Consider the following 25,528-nt stretch of genomic DNA (forward strand, 5'->3'; position numbering starts at 1 on the left):
AAAGTTTTACTTTGAAGGAGTTTCTAAGTTTCCAAAGTATTTTCTAGACCAATCTTCCAAACATTCTAAGACGGGTGCAAGCTCTTTTCCTTTTTCACTTAGATAATATTCAACTCTTGGAGGATTCTCATCGTAAACTATCTTTTTAACAAGTTCATCTTCCTCTAATTCCTTAAGTTTTTCAGTTAATACTTTATGACTTATTCCACATGTAATTCTCTGAAGTTCAAGAAACCTTTTTTTCCCTTTATTTAAGTGACACAAAATAACTGCCTTCCATTTTCCGCGTATAAGTTCCATTGCTAAATCTAATAGGCAAACATAGTTTTTATCTTTATATTTCAACAAAGTTTATCATCTCCAAAATTTGTTTCTATTTTAAAATCCATGATAACATTATATATTAATGATTTTTATAACTCAAATAATTATAAGAGGTCACTTACTAAAAAGTGCGTACTTACATAAATAATATTAATTTTATATACTATGTTCATATAATGAGAAAAAATTTATAAGCTTATAAACTATTATTCCAATAAAAGAAAAACTGAGTTTATTAATATAAAAAATAAAATTTAGTATTATTTTTAGGAGGAAAATATGAAAACATTATTTGATAAAACTAACTTAGGAACAATTAACATGAAAAATAGATTTTTAAGAGGAGCATTATGGACAGCTTTAGCTGATGAGAAAGGTCATATGACAAATGAATTATCAGACGTATATGAAGAATTGGCTAGAGGTGGAGTAGGGACAATAGTAACAGGATATGCTTTTGTAACCGAGAATGAACAGCCAAATCCAAGAATGATGGGAATATATGATGATTCTTTTATACCAGAATATAAGGAATTTACAGATAAAATTCATAGACTTGGATCTAATATAATAATGCAAATAGTATACGGTGGATTTATGACTGAATTTAATGTAGGAGAAAGAGTTATATGGGGACCTTCTACTACTAAAAATGAAGTTACAGGAACTTTATCAAGAGAAATGACTAAGGAAGATATAAAGTATTTAGTTAATGCATATGCAGAAGCAGCTTTAAGAGTTAAAAAATCAGGATTTGATGGAGTTGAGATACATGGAGGACATGGATATTTAGTAAGTCAATTCTTATCTCCTTATTATAATAAAAGAACAGATGAGTATGGAGGAAGTATAGAAAATAGGGGAAGATTTGTTTTTGAAATATTTAAAGCAATAAGAGAAAAAGTTGGAGAAAAATTCCCAATATTAATAAAATTAAATTCTTCAGACTATGTAAAAGAAGGTGGATTAACTATAGAGGATAGTCTATATGTAGCTGAAAGATTAGCTGAATTAGGAATTGATGCTATTGAGGTTACTGGAGGAAATGAATCCATAGAAGAAGTTATGAAAAATAACTTAGGACCATCAAGAACTAAAGTTGCTATTTCAAAGGATAGAGAATCTTATTTTAAAGAATATGCTATAAAGCTAGCTGAAAGAATAAACAAACCTGTAATTTTATCAGGTGGTAATAGACACTTTGATGTTATGGAAGAGTTATTAAATGATACAAATATAGAATATTTTTCACTTTCAAGACCTTTAACAGCAGAGCCAGACTTAATAAATAAATGGTATTCAGGAGATTTAAAGAAACCTAAGTGTAAGTCATGTAATCAATGCTATAAAACTTATGGAAAGAGATGTATTTTCAATATTAAATAAATTAATTAAAAAATAAAGAAGTATTACTTATTAAAAGGTACAATCCTTATTATAGGATGTACCTTTTTTTAGGTAAAAAAGTTTAGTTAGAATATGAATTTTGAGGTTAATTATAGTACTAAAAACTTAGTTATAGCTAGATTTAGAATAAGTTTACAGTAAGTTAAAATAATTAGGAGGAATATTTAAGGTGAAAGAGGTATCATTATATTATAAAGTTGTGGATTTTAATATAGCTTATATGAGAAAATTTAGGTTTTGCATGCTGTTAGGTATAAAATAACTAATTAGGTTTTACAAGTATTTATATACTCTAAGTAACTATATAAAATCCATAAATTTTATAAACTTTTATTTAAATAGCATTTTAAATAATAATATTATTATTACTTAGTTTTATGTATTAGCAAGATATATATAAGGATAACAATAGTTGGACTTTGATTGGAGGTTCATATGCTAAGGCGTCTTATTTAAATCTGAGGAATAGAAAATAGTGAGAAATATTGACTTACTTGTTATTTGTATTTATTTAAGAAGATATTATAAAATTTATAGGTATTTATAAAATGAATTTAAAAAGGGTTTAGTTAATAGTTAAAATTTAGCTGTGTATATAGTAAAGTTTGTAGGGGATAGATATAGGAAGTTGGTTAAAATAGCAAATGAGAATAGAGAAGTTAGAATAGTTTAAAGTTGAATATAAATTTTATTATAAGGATAAAAGGGGATTTTTATGAAGGAGAGAATTGAGAATTTACAGAGAATAATAAAAAATATTTTGTCATCTACAGATGATCAAATTCAGGGTGATTTAAGAGATTCCTTAAGATTAAGAATGTCTGTATCAGAAAATTTACATGGGGAAGTAAGATATTTAAAATGTTTAAGAGCTTTAGTAGAAGAAAAATTTCAAGAATTTTTTAAGAAAAAAAACTTTCCAAAAGATTATAATGATTTTGTAGGAATATGGTCAAGCTTATCAGAAGAAGCGAAGTCTTTATGTAATGATCCAAAATATGATTATGATGAAGAAAAATATAAATATGAATTTATATATTTTGAGGTTTATTGTAATGTTTATTTAAGATATTCTTTAGGACTACTTTTTAATGGTAATAATAAAGATACAATTGATGACTTAAGCCAATATAATAGTTTAGAAATAATTCAAATGTATAGATATTATCTTCATCAAATAACTCTTAAAAAGTTAGAGAAAAGTTTAAAGTCAGATAAAGTTAATAGTTAATATAAAAAGAAGTTGTATTCTTATTTGGAATACAGCTTTTTTTTATTATGTTTTTGTAAATTATACCATAGAGTATTCTATACTATAGAGTACTTTATGGTATAATTATACTTGGGAGGGATAATATTGGAACTTAATAAAGAGATTATAAAAGGACATGTGGAAAGTATAATATTATCACTTTTACAAGGAAAAGATTTATATGGGTATGAGATTTCAAAATTAATTAGAGAAAACAGTAAAGAAGCCTTTGAGGTCAAGGATGGAACCTTATATGTTGTTTTAAAAAGGTTAGAAAAATTAGGACTTGTAATATCATACTGGGGTGATTGTAAAAGTGGTGGTGGAAGAAGGAAATATTTTAAAATTACAGAGGATGGAGTTAATTATCTAAAAGAAAAAAAGAGTGAATGGGAATTTCTAAAGAGTATTATGAATATTTTTTTGGGGGGAGAATAAAATGAGAGAGATAGATAATTATATTGACTCTTTATATAAGAATATTGATGGAATTTCAAAAGAAAATAAAGAGATAAAGGAAACTATGAGAACTCATTTAATAGAATCTGTAGAAGAATTAAAATTAGAAGGATTTAGTGAAAAAGAGAGTATTAAGATTGCTTTAGAACGATTTGGAGAAATAAATGAAATTAGAGGAGAACTAAAAACTGTAGTGGAAAGAGGGGTAAAACCACTACTATATACAGTGGGAATTTCATTAATAATACTTATAGCCTTTTTTACTCATTTAATATTTATGAGATTTGATTATATAAAATTGATAGCTTTAATAATTATTGCTGTTCCAATGTATATAATAATTAGAGGTGGAGTTTTAATATATTATAAAGTAAAGGGTATAAAATATAATATAGATTGGAAAAAGGAATTATATAAATTTTTATTTGCTAATTATTTTATATTTCTAGTTGGGTGGTATATATTCCCTATAGAAGTTGGAGGAAGCTCAAATGTTAATCTTCAAGTAGACTTAATTCCTTTTAAAAGTTATATTGAATTAATGAATAGGGGAATAACTATAGGATATCTTATGAAATGGATAATTATTAGATTGATTTTATTTATACCTTTAGGATTTTATCCAGCATTTCTAAAAGGAAAATTTAATAATATAGCTGGTTGTGTACTAATAGCTTCTATAGTTTATTTTATAGTTCCTATATTAGAATTAATATTAAGTTTTGGATTAATTTCTGTACCAATAATTTATATTGGAATAGATTATTGGGTGATAAGTATAATTGGAGTTTTACTTGGTTATTTTTTATATAATTCAATAGCTAAAAAACATATTTAAATTTTTAATAGAGCGTATTTAAATAAAAAGTAAGACTAAATATGTATTAGTAATTTTAGATATAAATTAAAATAGATTAGAGAAAATTAAAAAGTTGAAAATAAAAGTATAAGTTAATACTTTATTCTTGATTTGAATAAAGTATTAACTTTTTTTATTTGGTATTTATGGGTTTTATTAGGATGCTAAAATAGAAAAAAGGAGGTTAAAAATGGTTAAAATTAATAAAAAAGTAATTTGGATATTTGTGATTATTGGAATTATATTTGTGGGAATTAGTTCTACTGATTTAGTTGAAGAAAATGAAACTATAAGTTTTCCTTATGAGTTTGAGGTTGATAATTACAACATTGAAATTGAGTATTCTAAGCTTTATGATAATTATTTGTTGACTAAATATAAGATAAGGAGAAAAGATGGGTCTTATATAGGGGAAAATGAAGCAAATTTATCTACATTCATAATTAAATATGATAGTGCGTTTAGTTTTGGACCACATATTATTTCATCAAAAGTAATTGATAATAAAATTAAAGAAGAAATAAGTATAGATTTTGTTGCTGCAATAGAAAAGCCCTTAGAAAAAGTGAAAATTAGACATGCCTTAGCTGGAAAGTATATTGATGGAACTAAGGAGATTAAAAAAGAAGGAGTTGTTAATTTAAGTAATGAAAATTATATACGTTTAAAAAAAAAATTAAAATAGATGATATAAATTTAACTGTTAGTAATTTAGGAAATTTTGAATTTGGATCTATTTTAAATTTATTTACTGAAAACTTAGAAGATGAAGAGATAGAAAATTTTCATGAAAATTATAGTGTTAAATTAAAATCAAATGATTTTAATAAAACATATGAAATAAGAAAGATTATGGGGCTTGATGGGAAGGCTGTAGAAGCTGTTATTGAATGGAATAAAATAAATAAGGATACTAAGCTTGTAGAATTTTTTGTAGTTGACTTATTATATGATGTAGATTCAATTGATTTTAATAATTTTGAGCTTTTTGTTGTTAATAAAAATACCAATGAAGAAACAAAAATTTATTAAGTAGTTAAAAAGTAATACTTTAGTCCTATATTATTTAATATGTTTAAAAATAGTGTGAAAAATGGTAATATTTTATGTAACAGTAAATTTTAACATGTTTATCAAAATGAAAAGGGGGATTTTTAGTGAGAGTTGAGGCTCAAAATATAAGCAAAACCTTTGGAGAGGTACAAGCTTTAAAAGATTTAAGCTTTGTCATTGAAAAAGGAAAGGCTTTAGGGTTATTAGGAAGAAATGGAGCAGGAAAAACCACTGCAATAAGAATATTACTTGGAATATTACCAAGTGATACGGGAAAGGTTTTAGTGGATAATAAGAAGCTAAGCTTTGATGAAAATGCTTTTGGATATTTACCAGAGGAGAGAGGATTATATCTTAAATACACAGTTAAGAGTCAACTTATGCATTTTGCTTCTCTTTATGGAATGAAGAAAAAAGAGGCATTAAATAGCATAGAGTATTGGCTTGAAAAGTTTGAAATAAGTGAGTATCTAAATAAAAAGGTTGAAACTCTATCAAAAGGTAATAAACAAAAAATACAGTTAATAGTTGCAGTAATGCATGATCCAGAAGTTATAATTTTAGATGAGCCATTTAGTGGACTAGACCCTGTAAATGTGGAATTATTTAAAACTGTAATAAGAGAACTATTAGCTAAAGGCAAAACATTAATTTTTAGTAGTCACAGAATGGCTGATGTGGAAGAATTTTGTGATGATATAATAATGCTTAAAAAAGGAGAAACCATGCTTCAAGGAAATCTTGATAAGATTAAAGAAGATTATGGAATTAAAGGTCTTGTAGTTGAAGGAGAAGAAAAAGTACAAGATTTCTTAAAAGAATTAGGTTTTGAAGCTTTAGAATTTAAAAAGGGAAGTTATAGAGTAAATCTTAAAGATTTAGAAAAAGGAAAAGAACTTTTAAGAAAAATCACTAACACAGATTTAGATATAAGGGGATTTTATTTTGAAAGACCATCCTTAAATGATATTTTCATAGAAAGGTTAGGTGATTAGTATGAAAAAGTTTTGGAGTATTTTTACTTTTACCTATAAAGAGACTATTAGAAATAAAGCTCTTATAATATCAACAATAATTACTTTAATTGTAATGCTAGGATTCTTTAATATGGATAAAATAGTAGGGCTCTTTAATAGGGAAGGCTCTAAAGATTTAATAATGGTAAGCACAGAAGCTAATAATAAATTTTTTGACTCTAATACTTTAGAAAGTTTAAATGATGATGATTTTAAAGTTGTTTTAAGCAAAGATTCAGAAGAAACTAATAAGGTTAAAAAGGAAATAGAAAATGGAAAGTCAGATTATAAAGCTTTGCTTGAAGTTTCAACAGGTAAAGAGGTGTCAGGAAAATTATATGTTAATGAACTACCTGGAGATTCTTTAATGAAGAAAGTAAATACAATTTTAAATGACACTAAATTTGTATTTTCAATGGAGAAGTTTAATATAACACCAGAAGAGTATGCTAATATAATGACTCCAGCTCAGCTTGATGTGGTTCAAACAGGAAATGCTTCACATGAAAGAATGGCTTTAGTTTATGCTCTTGTTTTTGGAATTTATATAATAACTCTTACTTTTGGTTCTATGGTTGCTAATTCAGTTATAGAAGAAAAGAGTAATAGAATAATGGAAACCTTAATAACTATGGCTAAACCAATGGAACTTTTCTTTGGTAAGGTATTAGGAATTTGTGCTGTAGGGCTTACACAGATAGCAGTAATCCTAGGCTCTGGCTTAATAATGCTTAAAACTTCAGGTACAAGTTTAGAAGTTTTAAGTTCATTAAATTTAAATGCTAGTATAATATTTGCGTTTGTTGCCTATTTCCTTTTAGGATATTTAACATTCTCAATGCTTTATGCAGCAGTGGCTTCCTTAGCTACAAGTTCTCAAGATGTCAATTCATCAATGGGAGCAATTACCTTAGTCTTTGTTGGAGTCTTCTTACTTGCAATGAACTGTATGTTTAATATTGAATCAACCTTAGCTAAAGTATTTAGTTATATACCATTTGCTTCTCCTTTAATAATGTTTGAGAGAATAGTTTTATCAAAAGTTACTTTTATGGAAATTTTAATAACTACTATTATTAATGTTGGATTCATAATTTTAGTTGGATTCTTTAGTAGTAAATTATATAAAAAAGGAACTTTACATTATGGTAAAAAGGCTTCATTAATAAAAATTATAAGAGGTAAAGAATAAAATTTTTAATAAAAAACATAAATTCTTGGAAATATAATAATTGAGTATAATGTAAATTTGAAAATAAATATAGTATTATTTACTTATATAAAATCTAATGAGGAGTGAGTTTTTATGTGTACAGGATTAGCCTTAGAAACAAAAGATGGATTGCATTTATTTGGAAGAAATATGGATATTGAATATTCATTTAATCAATCTATTATATTTATTCCTAGAAACTTTAAATGTGTAAACAAATCAAACAAAAAAGAATTAACAACAAAATATGCTGTTCTTGGAATGGGAACTATTTTTGATGATTATCCTACCTTTGCAGATGGTATGAATGAAAAGGGATTAGGATGTGCTGGCTTAAATTTCCCTGTTTATGTTAGCTATTCTAAAGAAGATATAGAAGGTAAAACTAATATTCCAGTATATAATTTCTTATTATGGGTTTTAGCTAATTTTAGCTCGGTAGAAGAGGTAAAGGAAGCATTAAAAAATGCTAATATAGTGGATATACCTATTAGCGAAAATATTCCTAATACAACTCTTCATTGGATGATAAGCGATATAACAGGAAAGTCTATTGTAGTTGAACAAACAAAGGAAAAATTAAATGTCTTTGATAATAATATTGGAGTATTAACTAATTCACCTACTTTTGATTGGCATGTAGCAAATTTAAATCAATATGTAGGTTTGAGATATAATCAAGTTCCAGAATTTAAGTTAGGAGATCAATCTTTAACTGCTCTAGGTCAAGGAACTGGTTTAGTAGGATTACCAGGGGACTTTACACCTGCATCTAGATTTATAAGAGTAGCATTTTTAAGAGATGCAATGATAAAAAATGATAAAGATTCAATAGACTTAATTGAATTTTTCCATATATTAAATAATGTTGCTATGGTAAGAGGATCAACTAGAACTGTAGAAGAAAAAAGTGATCTTACTCAATATACAAGTTGCATGTGCTTAGAAAAAGGAATTTATTATTATAATACCTATGAAAATAATCAAATTAATGCAATAGACATGAATAAAGAAAACTTAGATGGAAATGAAATTAAAACATATAAATACAACAAAACTTTAAGTATTAATCATGTAAATTAGTTTGTTGCATGGGCGTGTATCAAAACATAATAATAAAGCTTATAAACAGTATGAAGAGAATATCTAGATGAACTTTAGAATTTAAATTATTACGTAGAAGATATCACGTAAAAAAGCTGAGACTGTTCGAAGCGTAGCAAGTTTCGAAGCTTTAGTGATATCTTCGAAGTAATAATTATAAATTCTTAGTGAAATCTAGTAATTCTCGGAATATGTTTGTAAGCTTTATTAAAAGTTATTTTGATACAGCCCTATTTTTATATAAAAAAACAAATTTGCATTAATTTTTATAAAAAAATATTGAATTTATTAAAATTTGTGTATATAATTATAAAAAACGAAAAAATCATGAAAAACAGTGAAGAGAAAGAGTAAATTAGGTGGACTTTTCAGAGAGCTAAAGTTTGGTGAGATTTAGTAAGAAAGCTTAATTGAAGCAGTCTCGGAGTTTCTTGTTGAGAACTAAAGGTTAAATAGAGTATTTTAGTAAGTATGTTTTAAAATTAAGATGTACATAACTTTTAATTAGATTAAGACGATTTCCTCCCGTTAAAGAGGATAGAAATTGAGTAATAAGTAAGGAATAAATTTATTAAATTTCAGCCATACTATTAAAGATTTCTAACTGAGGTGAGTAAAAGTAATTTTACTTATTAGGGTGGTACCGCGAAGTAGTTCCTTCGTCCCTTTTTAGGGATGAAGGAACTTTTTTATTATTAATATGCTTAAACACAATCAAACAATTTAAATAGAAAATAAGCAATAACAAAGGGGGCCAATGTGTCATGGAAGAAATTTTAGAAGTTTTAGAAAAAAACAGTAGGTATACAGATCAAGAAATTGCAGTTATGACAGGGAAAACAGTGGAAGAGGTTAGAGAGGCCATAAGAGATTATGAAGAAAGAAGCATAATCGCTGGTTACACTACTCTTATAAATTGGGAAAATACAGGAAGAGAGACAGTTACAGCCTTGATAGAAGTACAAATAACTCCTCAAAGAGGTGTTGGTTTTGATAAGGTTGCAGAGAGAATATATAAGTTTCCACAGGTTAAAGCTTGTTATTTAATGTCTTCAGGTGGATTTGACTTAACTGTTATTGTAGAAGGAAAAACAATGAAAGAAGTAGCAATGTTTGTTTCAGATAAACTTTCAATTCAAGAATATGTAACAGGAACAGCAACTCACTTTGTACTTAAAAAATACAAAGATCATGGAACAATATTTAGAGAAAAGAAAACAGATGATAGGGAGATGTTATTTATATGATACTAGAGAATATGATATTAGATAATGTGAAAAATATGCCACCTTCAGGCATTAGAAAATATTTTGATTTAATAAATGAAATGGAGGATGTTATTTCTTTAGGGGTTGGGGAGCCTGATTTTGTAACTCCATGGAATGTTAGAGAGGCTGGGATTTATTCTCTAGAGCAAGGACATACTCACTATTCATCAAATGCAGGATTTATAGAATTAAGAGAAGAGATATCAAAGTATTTAAATAGAAGATTTTCTCTTAGATATAATCCAAAGGATGAAATACTTGTTACTGTTGGGGGAAGTGAAGGGATAGATTTAGCACTTAGAGCTTTAGTAGGTCCTGGAGATGAGGTTATAATACCTGAGCCAAGCTTTGTTGCTTATAAGGGATGTACAGCATTTACAGGAGCAACTGCCAAGACAATAGATTTAAGAGCTTGTGATGATTTTAAATTAACTCCAGAACTTTTAGAAGAGGCCATAACTGAGAAAACAAAGGTGGTAATAATTCCATTCCCTAATAATCCTACTGGAGCAATAATGAATAGAGAAGAGCTTCAAAAGATTGTGGATGTTTTAAAGGATAGGGATGTAATAATTATTTCTGATGAAATATATGCAGAATTATCCTATGATGAGGACCATGTTTCAATAGCTAGTTTCCCGGAGGTAAAGGAAAAAACTATAGTAATAAATGGATTCTCTAAAGCTTATGCTATGACTGGATGGAGATTAGGATATGTATGTGCTCATAAAGTTTTAATAGATGCTATGAAAAAGATACATCAGTATGCAATAATGTGTTCACCAACAACGGCTCAGTATGCTGCTATTGAGGCTCTTAAAAATGGTGATGAGAGCGTTTTTGAAATGGCAAGGGAATATAATAGAAGAAGAAGAGTATTAGTTGATGGATTTAGAAGTATGGGATTAGATTGTTTTGAACCATTAGGAGCTTTATATGTATTCCCATGTATAAAGTCAACTGGTATGAGTTCAGATGAATTTTGTGAAAAACTTCTTCTTGAAGAGAAGGTACTAGCTGTTCCAGGAAATGCTTTTGGAGAGTGTGGAGAAGGTTTTATAAGAGCTTGTTACGCAGCTTCAATGGAAGACATAATGGAGGCTATAAAGAGAATAAGAAGATTTGTTGAAAGAAATAATATGCAAGGGAAATAGATAAATCTTTTTAATAGGTAGTAGAGGCTTAAATTTAGCTTTTACTGCCTTTTTTAACGTTAAATATTTTCTATGTCTGGTGCTATAATTGTATTTAGGTGGGAGGCGACGGTCATGGATAACATGAAAAAGATATTAAAGAAAATGCCAAAGGTTATGAAAAAATCTTTTAAAAAATCTAATACCCATGATGTATTATTAGAACAAGCAAATAGAATGGTGATTAATGATAATAATTTGTATTTAAATAATAAGTGGTTTTCTAAATCTCTTAAATGGTGTATGGATATACTTGAACTTAATTACAATGTCAGTAAAAGCTTAGGATGGATTAGGCCCTCATATTCTAGAAAACCAGATATAATGCTTAGGTCAGTAGTAACCTTATTTTCTTTTCATTTTTATCATGGTGAAGATAAGGATAATTACTTTGGAAGAATTGGAAAAGGTAAAACAGCAATGTGTAAATTTATTTTTTTCGGACGAAAAGCCTTAAAGTATAGAGATAAAGGTAAGAGAAGAAAATGCATGAAGTATTTAAGTTATTCTTGTCACTATTTAGCTGATATGAGTGAACCACATCATGTTACTCATCACATTGCTAGCCCAAATGAAAAAATAATGAATGTATTAAAAAGATTTGATATAAATAAAATAGGAAAAGGAAATTTTTCTAATCATCGTAGGTTTGAAAACTTAGCACAAGCTTGGATAAAGGGAGATGAAGATATAACTCTTTTATTAGATAAAAATAAGGATAAAGATGAAAATATTCTTTTAAAAGGAGTACCTACTAAAGGTGAAATCTTTTCTTATATTCTAAAGGATGAAGGCATTAATGTTTTCAATGAAGATGATAAGAAAAAGGTTTTAGATATATATTATAAAAATAGTAATCTTGATTTTGATGATTATTGTAGATATTTAGGTAATGAAAGTTCAGAATATGCAAAAGAATTAATTCATGATGCCTTTAAGGATGATACTAGAGAACAAGCTTTAGCAGCTATTAAGGCACTTAATATGGCAGAGATTCAGTTAGCTAGATTTTTATATTATTTCTGCAATTATAATCTTAAGGAAGAAAGATTTGTTGAGCCTAAATTAAAATTATATAATTTAAGTTTAGGAGTAAGTTAATAAGAAAGACTATCTAAACACATTAATATTTGTAGTGTGTTTAGATAGTCTTTTGTTTATAAATTTATACACAGAACCTTACCGTGAAGAGCATTTAAAAGCTTTTTCTTCTTTAGATAATCTAGCTTAAAATATAATGTATTTGCTCCCTTTATGTATATTGTTATAATAAATTTATTTTTAACCTTTTCAATTTCTATTTTTTGTATATCTTTAAAGTTGTAGCAATTATATCCATAGATTATAGTATCTTCAGTTATATAAAAACATGATAATTTATAGGATATAAAAATTAAAACAAATAAATAAATAATTGATATTATTAAATTTAGCATGTTTTTATGATGTAAATAAGACATACAACCAAATAAAAGTATTAGCAATGACAATATAAACATAATTATAGAAATAAGGCTCATTATTTTTATAGTTACGGTCTTTTTGCCTTTTCTAGCTTTTTTTGTTCCATGAAGTAAAACTATATTTATTAAAATATATATTCCTAAAATAATAAATGCCAATAGAATCACCTGTATTCTTAGATTTTATTTATAAGTTTACAATAATTTTTTCAAGGAGTCAAAGACTATTATTGTCACTGTTGTATTGAATTTCATGGTATTTTGTTATTAAAAATTTACATATATCTTCTGCGGCATTTATATTAGAATTAAGTTTTTGAGATGATACGATTTTCTCATAGAAATTTTTATCAGAAATAAGTTTTTCGCAAATTTTTAAAGTTTCATGAAGTGAGTTAGACTTAACACCTAAGTTATGCTTCATAAAAAAGTTACAATTTGCGCTTTCAACTCCTGGAATAGGATTAATCATTACTATTGGAAGTGACTTATTCATAGCCTCTGTAGAGGTTAAGCCACCTGGTTTAGTTACTAATATATCTGCAGAATCCATAAGTTCATTCATCTCATGAGTAAATTGAAGTGCGTGAATTCTAGGATTTAACTTTTCTATTTCAGAGATTTCTTTAAATAATTCTTTGTTGTTTCCACATATAGTAGTTATATTACATTCTTTAAGATGCTTACTTATATAAAGTGTAGTATCTTTAACTGAGCCTGCTCCCATACTTCCACCCATTATTAAAATATGAGGTTTATTTTTTTCAAGACCTAAGCTAACTTTAGCTTTTTCCTTAGGAGTCTTTACTTTAAATTTAGAATCAATAGGTAAGCCAAAAGCTATTAGTTTTGAAGAGTCTAAGCCCTTATCTTCAAATTCTTTTATTAAATCTTTATGTGGTAAGAAATAATAATCTAAATCAGTTTCTTCCCAAAATGGTGCACAAGTATAATCAGTTACTATTGATGCTGTTAAAGCTTTTATTTTGTTTTTCTGCTTTAAATAACTAATACTTTGAGTAGCAAAGATATGAGTTGAGATTATTATATCAGGTTGTTCCTCCTCTAAGACTGTTAATATATTGTCGGCATAAAAAGAATTTAATTTATAAATTATAGATTTTTTATTATGATCACTAATTTTTTCGCCGGCATTATAAAGAGCACCAAAAAGTTCAGGAACAGATTTAACTATATAAGTATAAGCAGAACATACTTCTTTAGATACAAGATGACCTGCAAATTCTAGAGAGTCTAAAGTTACTACAGGTATATTCAGTGAATTTAGACTTTCCTCTAATGATTTACAAGCAGATAAATGTCCACCACCAGTTTTTGCATAAAAAATTATAACCTTCATAATGAACCCTCCTTTTTAATTATCTTTTGATAAATTTTAACAGAAAAATCTCCTTAGGAGATTAAGAAAATATTAAAAATGTAAATAAATTTTGAATAAATAATAAAGCAATTCAGTTAAATTTAAAGCTTAAATATTATAAAGATTTTTATGGTTATAGCTTTAAATAAATAAATTATTATCTTTGATAAGATGTGTTAATGAATTTGGCATGAATACTCAATTTGTAGCATGAAACTATTAGTTTCATAATGTTTACAATAAAGAGAAAAGGTGTATAATAAATTTTATCATAAGAGAGAAGTTCGTAAATTTATCTAAAAGTAATAAATTTACATTAAATTGGGTATTAATAGAGAGTTTTCTTAACTTTAAAAACAGTTTGAAATTAAAATAAATCTAAAAGACGTATAATTTTAAAATAAGTTAAAAAACTCAATTAATATATTTTAGGGTAATTATTAATTTAGGAAGTCAGGTGAATTGTTTAATGGAGGATTTAAAAATACGAAGATTTGAAGAAAATGAAGGGGGAGAAGTTTCTAAACTTATTGAAAAAAATTTTTTAGATACAAATATAAAAGGTTATTCAAAAGAAGATATGAGAAATTTAGCTTCTAACTATACTGAAAATAAAATTTTGAATATGGCTAAAAACTCACATATGTATGTAGCAGTTTTAAAAAATAAAATAGTTGGTTGTGGAGCTATAGCTAGTTTTTTAGGGGAAGAAGATGAAAGTATATTATTACCTATATTTGTTTTACCAGAATTTCAAGGTAAGGGAATAGGCAAAAAAATTATAGAGACCATAGAAAGGGATGAATATTATATAAGAGCAAGAAGAGTTGAAGTTAAATCATCAACTATGGCCTGTGATTTTTATAAGAAAATGGGATTTAATCATAAATATAATCTTAAAGAACTAGATAAGAATGGAAACTATAAATTAGAAAAGTTTAGATATAGACTTCAGTACGATCAAAATTACTAGAATATATAAAATAATATAAAAAATAAAATATAAAGATAAAACTTATAATTCTTAGTAGATTTCATTAATTCTAAGAATATATTTATAAGTTTTATCTTTTTTTATTGAGTTAAGTTTCTTAAATTATAAAAAAATTATTTTTTTAGGGAGCATTTTTATTAATTAAACCATCTAATAAGTATAAAGCTTAGCTAAGTTATTAAAATTTAGGAGGAAAGTTGTGGAGTTATTATCATTTTTAGAGCATAGAAAAACTTCAATGGTTTCTCAAGCAAAGAAAGGAGATAAGGATGCCTTTTTAAGTCTTATAGATGAGAATAGATTAAGTATCTATAGGGTTGCTAGGGGAATTTTAAATAACAAGGAAGACATAGAAGATGCACTTCATAATACAATAATAAAATCTTATGAGAAGATAGGAACTTTAAAAAAGGATGAATTCTTTAAAACTTGGATAATAAGGATTTTAATAAATGAGTGTAATTTGATATTAAGAAGAAATAAAAAGACCATATTTTTAGATAAGTTAGAAAATGAAAAGTCCTATAGTGATGACTATGGGAATATTGAGTTAACATCTGTAGTTAATTCATTAAGCGAGGATTTAAGAATAACTACAGTATTATATTATTTTGAAGATATGTCTACTAAAGAGATATCAGAAATGTTAAATATAGCTGAAGGAACAGTAAGATCAAGACTGGCTAGGGCAAGAGAAAAGCTTAGAGATTTTATATAACATAATTGTATTTAAAAATAGCTATTTAATAGATTAGACTAAATTTTAATCAACTTATTTTATGGAGGGGTAATTAATGAAAAATAATGATGATTTATTTGATAAAGATATTAGAAATAGATTAAAAATGGAAAATATGAAAGTACCAGAGGAAATTAATAAAAAGATAGATGACACCATAAATAATTTAGGAAAGAGAAAAAGAAATTATAAAAAAGCTTCAGGCATATGTGCAGCTTGTATAGCAGGAACTATTATTTTTGGAGTAACAATGCCCACATATGCACAAAACATCCCTATTTTAGGGAAAATATTTGAGAGATTTGACAGCAGAATATATGAAAATTATGATAAATATGCTTCGGATTTAAATATTACTAAAGAAAGTAATGGGTATAGAGTTACAATAAATAAAATTGTTTATGATACCTTAGATTTAGAGGTTTTTTATACTATTCAATCAGATAAGCCTTTAGAAGATGGACTAGATTTATTAGATATTAAGTTAGGAATAAATAATAATTTTATAAGTTCTGGGTTTGGTGGTAGAGGAGAAAAGGTAGATGACTTTACCTATGTTGGTGTTAAAGATTACTCTATAGCTAATGAAGAGTTTGCCAAAGGAGAGCTTAAGAAAAATATATTAGGAGAAGATATAAAAATTCCTAATAATTTTGATTTAAACATAAACATAAGTAGTTTAGGAAATATTACAGAGGATGTTAAGATAGAGGGAGATTGGAATTTTAATATACCTATAAGTGATGAGTTAGTTAGAGAAAATATAAAAGAACAAAATCTTAACATAAATTTAGGAGATGAATTAAAGGGTGTAGAATTAAATAAATTAATACAAACACCTATAAATACAGTTCTGCAAGTTACAGAGACAAGGGATTTACATGATTATAGCACCTTAAGTTTTGTTATTTTTGATGATAAAGGAAGATACTTATATTCAAAAAGTGGTACTGGAATTGGAGATATTGAAAAAAATGAAAATTCTAAGCTATTTACAAGTTATAATTTTAAAGAGGTCTATGATGATAGTAAGAGTTTAACTATAATTCCATATATTCAAAGAGAGGATATGAATAAGAAAGGTGATTCTAATGAAGTTACTTTCCCTAAGGAATTTAAAGAAAAATTAAATTTAAATGGAGAAACAGAGATTAGATTAGATAATGGAGAAATTTATTCTAAAATTAAAAAAATAGAAAGTGTTGAAAAGGGAACAAGATTATATTATGAATCTAAGTATTCAATATATGGAGCACCTAGTTATATTATAAATAATGAAACTGGAGAGAAAATTGAACCTATAGGAAATAAAGAAGGGGGATATACAGATAATATTAAGTACGTAAGTGGAAATGAGTTCTATATAGATTTCAAAGAAGAATTAGTAGGAAATAATTATACCGTTGTATTTTCAGACAGAAGCAATTATGAGCCATATGGTGAGAGTATTAAAATAGATTTAAAATAATTTTATTAAATAGCCAGAGAGTTTTTTAAAATTCTCTGGCTTTTCATAATTTTATGAATTAATATAATCATTAATTTTTTAGTTTGGATGTTTGAATTTAGTAAATATTTATAAGTTTTAATTTAATAAATAAATGATATAATTTATTTTAGAGCTAATTTTTATAAAAGTTAAGTTTAAGCTCTTATTATTAAGAAGACAATTGAGGTGTTGATATAAAATGACAAAACTTTATTATGAAGATCAATATATAAAGGAGTTTAAAGGAGAAATAATTGAGGTTAAAGAAATTGATGGAAAATTCCATGTTCTTTTAGACCAAACTGCCTTTTTCCCAGGAGGGGGAGGACAGATGGGAGATTTAGGACTTATTGATGGAATTAAAGTCCTTGATGTTTATGAAGAAGAAGGAAAAGTATATCATGTTCTTGAAAAAGAACCTAAAAAATTGAAAAATCTACAATGTGAATTAGATTGGGAAAGAAGATTTGATGGAATGCAACAGCATTTAGGACAGCATTTACTTTCTGGATGTTTTTATGATTTATTTGGTGCAAATACTTGTGGTTTTCATTTAGGAAAAGAAATAAGTACAGTTGATATTGTAGGTTTTTTAGATGAAAAAACTATAAGAGAAGCTGAAAAAGAGGCAAATAGATTAATCTTTGAGAACTTAGAAGTAAAAAGTTATGCTCCAAGCAAAAAAGAATTAAAGAAAGTAAAAACTAGAAGAGCATTGCCTAAAACTGATGAAGAAATAAGAATTGTTGAAATTGTAGGATTAGATTTAAATGCTTGTTGTGGAGTTCATCCAAGAAATACTAGAGATCTTCAAGTTATAAAGATAAGAAGATGGGAAAAGCATAAAAATGCTACAAGAATAGAATATGTAGCTGGAAATAGAGCTGTATCTGACTTTTTCACTAAGGATGAAATTTTAGGAGAAATATGCAAGCTTTTAAAATCAGGAGAAGGTGATACTTTAAACGCTGTTAAGAATCTTTTAGAAAATAATAAAAATCTTGTAGATGAAAACAGAAAAGTTAAAGCTGAAATAGGCGATTATAAGATAAAAGAGATGTTAAATAAATCAGAAAGAATAGGAAGTATAACTTTAGTTAATGAAATTTTTGATGGTGAGGATACAAAACATATAGGAAAGTTAGCTAATAAAATAACTGAGGAATATGAAGCAATAGTTTTATTTGCAGTGAAAAATGGAGATAGAGTAAATTTAATTTTTAATAGTTCTAAAGATATGAAAAAAGTTAATATGAGTGATATATTAAAAGATACCATAACTTTAATTGATGGAAGAGGTGGCGGAAATCAGTTTGCAGCTCAAGGTGGAGGAAAAAATAATGGAAATACAGAAGTTGCAATTGATTATGCTACTAATAAAATAAGAAATATTTTACTTTAAATTTTAAAACTATTTATAAGCTTAATTTAAAAACTATAATGGAGTTGAAGTGAGATGGCATTAATGAGTGATAAGTTTTTAAGTATAGTAATTCCTGCATATAATTCAGAAAAGTATATTGAAAAAAATCTTATGTTTTTATCAAGACAAACATCAAATAATTTTGAAGTAATAGTTGTTGATGATGGTTCAACAGATAATACCTGTGAAGTAAGTGAAGCTTGTTTAGAAAACTTTAAAATAAATCATAGAGTGATTAGATGTGAAGAAAATAGGGGACAGAGTGTTGCTAGAAATATTGGGATTAATTATTCAAGAGGAAAATATATCTTATTTTTAGATTCAGATGATTTTGCAGAGAATAATTTAGTTCAGATTTTAGAAAGAAATATGTTTAATGAACCTGATATAGTATTTTTTGATTATAAGAGAATCAAAGAGGATGACAGTGTAAATGTGAATATAGCTCAAAACTTTGAGTTTGGAAAAATAAAATCAGGGGAAGAAGTCTTTAATGCTTATAAAGATAATAAAATAAGACTTTGGACTGGAAGTCTTGTCTACAATAAGGAGTTCTTAAATAAAAATAAACTTAGATTTTTAGAAGGAGCTCATGGAGCAGAGGATTTAAATTTTATATTTAAAGCACTTTTAAGTTCAAAGAAGGTTAGAGGAATAGAAGATAGTTTAGTATTTTATTGTCAAAGGGGAGATTCTTTAACTAATAATCCAGACATATATAAGAATATAACTGTAGTAGAATCAATGGAGGATGTAGCTAAATTTATTGATGAAAATAAATTAGATAAAAAGCTTAAAGAAGCTATAGAAAAAGAATTTACTTGTGAGCATATTATGTATCAAATATTAGGATATTTAAATAGTGAAACAAAGAAAGATACTTTAAGTGTTCTTAAAAATAAAAATGTTAAAAAGTACTTAAAAAAAGCAACTATTAAAACAAATAGATATGGAAGAAGTATGTACACTTATATGAAGATGGCTGCATATTTTCCAAATTTATTTATAAAAACATATTTAAAAAATACAGGAAAATAGAGAAGTACATATTCTATTAAGGATAAAAGAAAATATTATTAACAAAAAGTTAACAATATGGTATATTTAAGTAGATATAAGTTATTTTCATTAATAATAAAATTATTTTTTTGAAAAGATGAAAAATATCTTAAAATAAGGAAGTGAAAATATGTTTTTTAATGATAAAAAGTTAAAAGGAGCCCTAATAGTTGTTACTTATGCTATTATTTTACACTTTGTATTTATGAAATACTCTACAGTATTTGGGGGACTAGGTTATATTACAAGTCTTGTTAAACCATTAATTTTAGGTATAGCAATAGCCTTTGTATTAAATATACCTATGAAGTTTTTTGAGAGAAAGTTATTTAGAAATTTAGAAAATAGCAAAAAATCATGGGTTAGAAGTGCAAAAAGACCTTTAGCTATTACAGTAACAATAATAGTTTTAGTTGGAGCCATAAGTGCCATAATCTTATTTGTTGTTCCTCAACTAACTTCAAGTGTAGTTAAACTTACAGAAAGTATTCCTACTTATTTAAAATCCTTTGAAGTTAATATGAATAATTATGCTGATTCCACAGTACTTTTAAGTAAAGTTTGGGATCAGGTTATGAATACTTGGCAAGAAATATTAAAAACAGTTACTCATTTATTTGGTGGAATTGCATCTTACCTTGTTGGCTTAACAGTAGATGTAACAACAGCTATAATTGATTTTTGTTTAGCTTTTGTATTAGCTATATACATGCTTTCAAGTAAGGAAAAATTAATATGTCAAATAAAGAAAGTTATGTATGCATATCTTAGAGGAGATATAGCAGATAAAATATTAGAAATTGGACAAACTACCAACAGAGTATTTTCAGGCTTTATTATTGGCCAATGTACCGAAGCACTGATAATAGGTACTTTATGCTTTTTAGGTATGTTAGTATTAAGAATGCCATATGCTTTCTTAATAAGTGTTCTTGTTGGTACAACAAGCTTAATTCCTATTTTAGGAGCATTTATAGGAACAATACCTTCATTTTTCTTAATATTTATAATAAATCCTATTAAGGCATTTTGGTTTATTGTATTTATATTCTGTCTTCAAAGAGTTGAAGGAGATTTAATTTATCCAAGAGTTGTAGGAGGATCTGTAGGATTATCATCCTTATGGGTAATGCTTGCAATTATGATTGGTGGTAGTGCCTTTGGATTTATTGGAATGTTAGTAGGAGTTCCAACAGCGGCTGTTATATACTGCGTATTCGGAAGTGTTACTAATAAGAGATTAAGCAAAAAAGGTATAAAAATAGATGAAGAAGAAATAGAAGACAGTGGAAAAATTCACGTATAAATAATAAAAGAAGGAATTTTATCAAAACTTTATTATAAAGTAGATATAATTCCTTCTTTTTATTTTTTTGAATATAGTATCTTAAATAAGGTTTTATGGGAGAGAGCAATTAAATAAGTGGACAAATGCAGAGTTATAGTTTATAATTGAAAATAATTATCAATTGATTACGGAGTAAGTATGAAAGGAGGAGATAATATGAATAATGTACTTATGGCTTTTCTATTAACTTTATTAGCGGGATTAGCTACTGGAATAGGAAGTTGCATAGCTTTTTTTGCAAAGAAGACTAATAAAAAGTTTTTGTGTGTAAGTTTAGGTTTTTCTGCTGGAGTTATGATTTATGTTTCAATGATAGAAATGTTTCAAACAGCTAAGGAATCCCTTGTTGGGGTTATGGGTATTAAGGCAGGAAATTGGATTACTGTTATTTCATTCTTTGCTGGTATAGCAATAATTGCTTTAATAGATAAATTTGTACCTGAAGAAGAAAATCCTCATGAGGTTAGAAGTGTTGAAGAAGTGGAAAATGAAATTGAGGAATATAATGGTGAAAATAAAGAGGGAAAAGTAGATATTAAAGATAAAACTCTTATGAGAACAGGAATAGTTACGGCTCTAGCTATAGCCATACACAATTTTCCAGAAGGATTAGCTACCTTTGTTTCTGCACTAGAAGGAGCAAGCTTAGCAATTCCAATAACTATTGCTATAGCAATTCACAACATACCAGAAGGAATATCAGTATCTGTCCCTATTTTCTATGCTACTGGAGATAAAAAGAAAGCTTTTTTATATTCTTTCTTATCAGGTATGTCAGAACCAATAGGAGCGATAATAGGATATACTTTACTAAGAAATATTTTTAATGATATAACTTTAGGAATATTATTATCAGCAGTGGCTGGAATAATGGTTTTTATATCTTTAGATGAATTATTGCCAACAGCAAGAAAGTACGGGGAGCATCATTTGGCTATATATGGTCTGATTGCAGGAATGGTTGTTATGGCAGTTAGTTTATTATTATTTATATAGATTAATTTAAACCTTTGTTGATTTAAAGAGCTATTTCAACGGAGGTTTTTATTCATTATTGCTTTTTTAAAAATAAAAGAATATAATAATAAATAAGAATAAATGATAATAAAAGATACTAAATAATAAAAGATTATTCTTATTAATAAGGGGTTACTTAAGCGTAAAGGAATAGCGGTATATTGTAATGTTTATGGAAGAAAGATTAGAAGAGATTTTAAGAATATTAAAAAAGGATGGAAAAGTTTTAGTTAAAGATTTAAGTGTTAAATTTAATGTTACTGAAGGAATGATCAGAAAAGATCTACAAAAACTTGAGCAAGAAGGATTATTAAAAAGAACTTATGGTGGAGCTATATTAGAAAGACAAACTATTCATGATGATAATATAAAGCCTAGATTAATGAAAAACTTAGGTGAAAAGGACATTATAGCAAAATTAGCATTAAATGAAATTAAAGATGGAGATTTTATATTTTTAGATGCATCAACAACAAACTATTCAATTGCTAGTATGCTTTTAAATACAAAAAAGCAGGTAACTGTAGTAACAAATATGAATAGGATAGCAATACTTTTTGATTCACATTCATCTATAGATGTAATTTGTATTGGTGGTATTTATAATAAAAACTTAGGGGGAACTATAGGAAGTAAAGCTATAGAGGATGTTAAAAGTTATAGATTTCATAAGGCGTTTGTAGGGGTTGGAGGAATAAATTTAGTAGAAGACTTCATAAGTAACTTTAACTTAGAAGAAGCTAGTATGAAAAATGCTATAATTAAATCTAGCTTAAAAACTTATTTAGTTGCTGAAAATGAAAAGTTTTATATTGATGGTGTTTGTGAATTTGCTAAATGTGATGATATTGACTTTATAATAAGTGATAAAAAGCCTAATGAAGAAATTTTAAAGCTTTTAAAAGAAAGAAATATTTCTATAATATACTAGGACTTAATACTTTACATCTAAATTTATACTTTGATTATTTTAAATAAATTATTTTACAATTTATATTAAATATATAAAATTAACTTTAATTTATACTTTTACTTAGGAGGATATATATATGATAAAATTTATAGCAACAGATATGGATGGAACTTTATTAAATAGTAAGAAAGAGTTAAGTCCAGAATTCTATGATGTATTTGAGGAACTAAAGAAAAGAAATATACTTTTTGCAGCTGCAAGTGGAAGACAATATTATACTTTAGCTAAAGAGTTTAATGATATAAAAGAGGACATGCTATTTATTGCTGAAAATGGAACTTTTGTTGTTTATAAAGAAAAAGAACTTGTTGTTAATGGATTAGACAGGGAATTAGCTAATGAACTTATAAGAATAGGAAGAACTATAGAAAATTCAAATGTAGTTTTATGTGGAAAGAATTCAGCATATGTTGAAAGTAGTGATGAAAGATTCTTAGGAGAAGTTAGAAAATACTATGAAAGATGCGAAATAGTAGATGATTTAGAAAAAGTAGATGATACAGTTTTAAAAGTTACTATGTGTGATTTTAATGGTTCAGAAGAAAATAGTAATAAATATTTTGATAAGTATAGAGAGAAGCTTCAAGTAACTGTTTCAGGGGATATATGGTTAGATATAACTGCTGGAGGAGTTAATAAAGGAGTGGCCATAAAAGAAATTCAAGATCTTTTAGGAATAGACTTTAAAGAAACTATGGTATTTGGAGATTATTTAAATGATTTAGAAATGATGGAAAGTGCTTATCATAGTTATGCAATGGAAAATGCTCATGAAGATTTAAAGAAGGTTTCAAGATTTATAACTCATAAAAATAATGATGAAGATGGAGTTATGCATCAAATAAAAGAAGTTATAGGATTATAGAATAAATTAAAGAGTTGTATTAAATCAACTCTTTTTTTATTACTATTAATAGTATTTACTCCATAGGTGAAATTTTCTATATGTCATTTAAAATATAATACATTTTATATATGAAAATTAAGAATAATAGTAGTGTTTACTACTATTATTTTTTTTATTTATATTTAGTAAATTAAAAAATATTATGAATGGAGATAATGTTTATGTTTAAGCCAAAAAGAATTTTATTTGAGAAAAATTCATTAAATTATGAAATGGGAAGAAATATCTATAATTATTTTAAGGAATATAAAGATATAGAGATTATTGAGCTTAAAAATAATAGAATAAAGCAAAATATACCTGGAGATGATATAAAGGAATTTTATAAAGAAGGAAAGAGTACAATTGTTGTTGGGGTTAAGAGAGTAGGAAAATTTCAGTCTTGTAAACCATCAGCACATTGGCAATTACCATTACTAAGTGGCTGTGTTGGTAATTGTCAATATTGTTATTTAAATACTAATTTAGGGGATAAACCTTATGTAAAAATAAATGTTAATGTAGAGGATATATTAAATCAGGCTCAGAAATATATTGATGAAAGAAAACCTAATATCACCATATTTGAAGGTTCAGCCACATCTGATCCTATACCAGTTGAGCCATATACAAATTCCTTAAAGATAGCAATAGAATTTTTTGCAAATAATGATTTTGCAAGATTTAGGTTCGTAACAAAATATACAGATGTTGATTCATTATTAGGTTTAAATCATAATGGCAAAACAGAAGTAAGATTTACTATAAATACTGATTTTGTAATAAATAATTATGAGAGAAGAACAGCATCTCTTTGTGAAAGAATAAATGCCAGTGTGAAAATAGCTAAGGCTAATTATCCATTAGGATTTATAATTGCTCCGGTATTTATATATGAGGGATGGAAAGAGGATTATGAGAACTTATTAAAGGATTTAAAAGAAAAATTACCAAGGGATTTACAACACAAATTAACCTTTGAGGTTATTTCCCATAGGTATACTACAAGAGCTAAAAATATAATAATGGATATATTTCCAGATAATAAATTGCCTATGGATGATGAAAAGAGGACTTTTAAATATGGTCAATTTGGTTATGGAAAATATGTTTATAAAAAAGAAGATATACATGAAATAAAAGAGTTTTTTATGGAAATAATAGATAAATATTTTCCAATGAGTGAAATAAAATATATTATTTAAAAAATTAGTACACTTAGAGTTTTTAAAATGAGTTTGTTTAGTATAATTTTTTTAAGTATCTAAAATTAAAAGAAATTAAAAAAACACCTTTAAGTTTTAAGAAAATTATTTTCAATAAATTTTATTTGCGAAAATAATTTTCTTTTTATTTAGAGTTAAGAAATATTTTCTTTCTGTAACTCCAAGAGTAATTGTTTGTATAGCAGTAAAGGTTAGATAATAAGTATTTTGAAATAAGGTTTATGTATCAATAATTAAAGAATAATAAGAAAGAATAAGAAAATTTTATAGAAAAACTTACCATAAAAATATCTTTATTATATTGAAATTTCTTTAGAAAAGGATTACAATGTTAAATATAAGAAAAATATTTTCAAATTATTCTTATTTTGAAAATACTTTT

The 25,528-nt window shown here is 26.3% G+C and carries 25 protein-coding genes and 1 other annotated feature; of the genes, 22 read left to right on the forward strand and 3 right to left on the reverse strand.

All coding sequences use genetic code 11. From position 1 onward, the window contains the following. Nucleotides 1–6: 6 nt before the first annotated feature. Nucleotides 7–348 carry a winged helix-turn-helix transcriptional regulator gene (locus tag CPF_RS03460; protein ID WP_003457038.1) on the reverse strand — a complete coding sequence of 114 codons (342 nt, stop codon included), beginning with the start codon at nt 346–348 and terminating at the stop codon, nt 7–9. A 255-nt stretch (nt 349–603) separates the two neighbouring features. Here CPF_RS03460 and CPF_RS03465 point away from each other — a divergent pair, with 255 nt between their 5' ends. From CPF_RS03465 to CPF_RS03520, 12 genes are all read left to right on the forward strand, one after another. Continuing rightward, the gene (locus CPF_RS03465; protein WP_004459980.1) at nt 604–1,710 is read left to right on the forward strand and encodes an NADH:flavin oxidoreductase; all 1,107 of its coding nucleotides are present in this window, start codon (nt 604–606) and stop codon (nt 1,708–1,710) included. 736 nt (nt 1,711–2,446) lie between these two features. After that, nucleotides 2,447–2,962, forward strand: coding sequence for a hypothetical protein (locus tag CPF_RS03470; protein WP_011590315.1), 516 nt, complete (start codon nt 2,447–2,449; stop codon nt 2,960–2,962). 126 nt (nt 2,963–3,088) lie between these two features. After that, on the forward strand, nt 3,089–3,421 hold the full coding sequence (locus CPF_RS03475; protein ID WP_011590316.1) for a PadR family transcriptional regulator: 333 nt from the start codon (nt 3,089–3,091) through the stop codon (nt 3,419–3,421). 1 nt (nt 3,422) lies between these two features. After that, nucleotides 3,423–4,280 carry a permease prefix domain 1-containing protein gene (locus tag CPF_RS03480; RefSeq protein WP_011590317.1) on the forward strand — a complete coding sequence of 286 codons (858 nt, stop codon included), beginning with the start codon at nt 3,423–3,425 and terminating at the stop codon, nt 4,278–4,280. A gap of 211 nt (nt 4,281–4,491) precedes the next feature. After that, the gene (locus CPF_RS03485; RefSeq protein ID WP_011590318.1) at nt 4,492–4,986 is read left to right on the forward strand and encodes a hypothetical protein; all 495 of its coding nucleotides are present in this window, start codon (nt 4,492–4,494) and stop codon (nt 4,984–4,986) included. A gap of 167 nt (nt 4,987–5,153) precedes the next feature. Next, nucleotides 5,154–5,333, forward strand: coding sequence for a hypothetical protein (locus CPF_RS03490; RefSeq protein ID WP_011590319.1), 180 nt, complete (start codon nt 5,154–5,156; stop codon nt 5,331–5,333). Nucleotides 5,334–5,458: 125 nt separating this feature from the next. Next, a complete protein-coding gene (locus tag CPF_RS03495) occupies nt 5,459–6,349 on the forward strand; it encodes an ABC transporter ATP-binding protein (RefSeq protein ID WP_011590320.1) in 891 nt (296 codons plus the stop codon). A 1-nt stretch (nt 6,350) separates the two neighbouring features. Continuing rightward, nucleotides 6,351–7,562 carry an ABC transporter permease gene (locus CPF_RS03500; protein ID WP_011590321.1) on the forward strand — a complete coding sequence of 404 codons (1,212 nt, stop codon included), beginning with the start codon at nt 6,351–6,353 and terminating at the stop codon, nt 7,560–7,562. A 114-nt stretch (nt 7,563–7,676) separates the two neighbouring features. After that, nucleotides 7,677–8,666, forward strand: a complete 990-nt coding sequence (gene bsh / locus CPF_RS03505; RefSeq protein ID WP_003461725.1) for a choloylglycine hydrolase — start codon at nt 7,677–7,679, stop codon at nt 8,664–8,666. 349 nt (nt 8,667–9,015) lie between these two features. Continuing rightward, nucleotides 9,016–9,357, forward strand: a binding site (T-box leader). 94 nt (nt 9,358–9,451) lie between these two features. Continuing rightward, nucleotides 9,452–9,934 carry an Lrp/AsnC family transcriptional regulator gene (locus CPF_RS03510; RefSeq protein ID WP_003453052.1) on the forward strand — a complete coding sequence of 161 codons (483 nt, stop codon included), beginning with the start codon at nt 9,452–9,454 and terminating at the stop codon, nt 9,932–9,934. Beyond that, nucleotides 9,931–11,109: an aminotransferase class I/II-fold pyridoxal phosphate-dependent enzyme gene (locus CPF_RS03515; protein ID WP_003471875.1), complete on the forward strand. Its 1,179-nt coding sequence runs from the start codon at nt 9,931–9,933 to the stop codon at nt 11,107–11,109. The genes CPF_RS03510 and CPF_RS03515 overlap by 4 nt, the downstream gene beginning before the upstream one ends. A gap of 114 nt (nt 11,110–11,223) precedes the next feature. Continuing rightward, nucleotides 11,224–12,249: a phospholipase C gene (locus tag CPF_RS03520; RefSeq protein ID WP_003471891.1), complete on the forward strand. Its 1,026-nt coding sequence runs from the start codon at nt 11,224–11,226 to the stop codon at nt 12,247–12,249. A 56-nt stretch (nt 12,250–12,305) separates the two neighbouring features. Here CPF_RS03520 and CPF_RS03525 read toward each other — a convergent pair whose 3' ends face one another. Next, entirely contained in the window at nt 12,306–12,779 is a 474-nt protein-coding gene (locus CPF_RS03525) for a hypothetical protein (RefSeq protein ID WP_011590322.1), read from the reverse strand. 49 nt (nt 12,780–12,828) lie between these two features. Further along, nucleotides 12,829–13,971: an MGDG synthase family glycosyltransferase gene (locus CPF_RS03530; RefSeq protein WP_011590323.1), complete on the reverse strand. Its 1,143-nt coding sequence runs from the start codon at nt 13,969–13,971 to the stop codon at nt 12,829–12,831. A gap of 490 nt (nt 13,972–14,461) precedes the next feature. Between CPF_RS03530 and CPF_RS03535 the strand changes: the two genes are divergently transcribed. The 10 genes from CPF_RS03535 to splB all read left to right on the forward strand — a co-directional run bounded on the left by CPF_RS03535 (nt 14,462) and on the right by splB (nt 25,125). After that, entirely contained in the window at nt 14,462–14,965 is a 504-nt protein-coding gene (locus CPF_RS03535) for a GNAT family N-acetyltransferase (protein ID WP_011590324.1), read from the forward strand. A 220-nt stretch (nt 14,966–15,185) separates the two neighbouring features. Continuing rightward, nucleotides 15,186–15,704 (forward strand): RNA polymerase sigma factor, encoded by a 519-nt coding sequence (locus CPF_RS03540; RefSeq protein ID WP_041702629.1) that lies wholly within the window; start codon nt 15,186–15,188, stop codon nt 15,702–15,704. A 76-nt stretch (nt 15,705–15,780) separates the two neighbouring features. Beyond that, nucleotides 15,781–17,193, forward strand: coding sequence for a DUF4179 domain-containing protein (locus tag CPF_RS03545; protein WP_011590326.1), 1,413 nt, complete (start codon nt 15,781–15,783; stop codon nt 17,191–17,193). 220 nt (nt 17,194–17,413) lie between these two features. Then, nucleotides 17,414–18,616: an alanyl-tRNA editing protein gene (locus CPF_RS03550; RefSeq protein ID WP_004458224.1), complete on the forward strand. Its 1,203-nt coding sequence runs from the start codon at nt 17,414–17,416 to the stop codon at nt 18,614–18,616. A 54-nt stretch (nt 18,617–18,670) separates the two neighbouring features. Beyond that, on the forward strand, nt 18,671–19,675 hold the full coding sequence (locus CPF_RS03555) for a glycosyltransferase family 2 protein (RefSeq protein ID WP_003457045.1): 1,005 nt from the start codon (nt 18,671–18,673) through the stop codon (nt 19,673–19,675). A gap of 151 nt (nt 19,676–19,826) precedes the next feature. After that, nucleotides 19,827–21,002 carry an AI-2E family transporter gene (locus tag CPF_RS03560; RefSeq protein ID WP_003453008.1) on the forward strand — a complete coding sequence of 392 codons (1,176 nt, stop codon included), beginning with the start codon at nt 19,827–19,829 and terminating at the stop codon, nt 21,000–21,002. Between the two features lie 198 nt (nt 21,003–21,200). Continuing rightward, nucleotides 21,201–22,040 carry a zinc transporter ZupT gene (zupT, locus tag CPF_RS03565; protein ID WP_003456958.1) on the forward strand — a complete coding sequence of 280 codons (840 nt, stop codon included), beginning with the start codon at nt 21,201–21,203 and terminating at the stop codon, nt 22,038–22,040. Nucleotides 22,041–22,227: 187 nt separating this feature from the next. Next, entirely contained in the window at nt 22,228–22,992 is a 765-nt protein-coding gene (locus CPF_RS03570; protein WP_011590328.1) for a DeoR/GlpR family DNA-binding transcription regulator, read from the forward strand. Nucleotides 22,993–23,110: 118 nt separating this feature from the next. Continuing rightward, nucleotides 23,111–23,899: a Cof-type HAD-IIB family hydrolase gene (locus tag CPF_RS03575; protein WP_011590329.1), complete on the forward strand. Its 789-nt coding sequence runs from the start codon at nt 23,111–23,113 to the stop codon at nt 23,897–23,899. A gap of 203 nt (nt 23,900–24,102) precedes the next feature. Beyond that, nucleotides 24,103–25,125, forward strand: a complete 1,023-nt coding sequence (gene splB / locus CPF_RS03580) for a spore photoproduct lyase (protein ID WP_011590330.1) — start codon at nt 24,103–24,105, stop codon at nt 25,123–25,125. Nucleotides 25,126–25,528 lie beyond the last annotated feature (403 nt).

Origin of the sequence: Clostridium perfringens ATCC 13124 (genome assembly GCF_000013285.1) — a bacterium.
Taxonomy (GTDB): Bacteria; Bacillota; Clostridia; order Clostridiales; family Clostridiaceae; genus Sarcina; species Sarcina perfringens.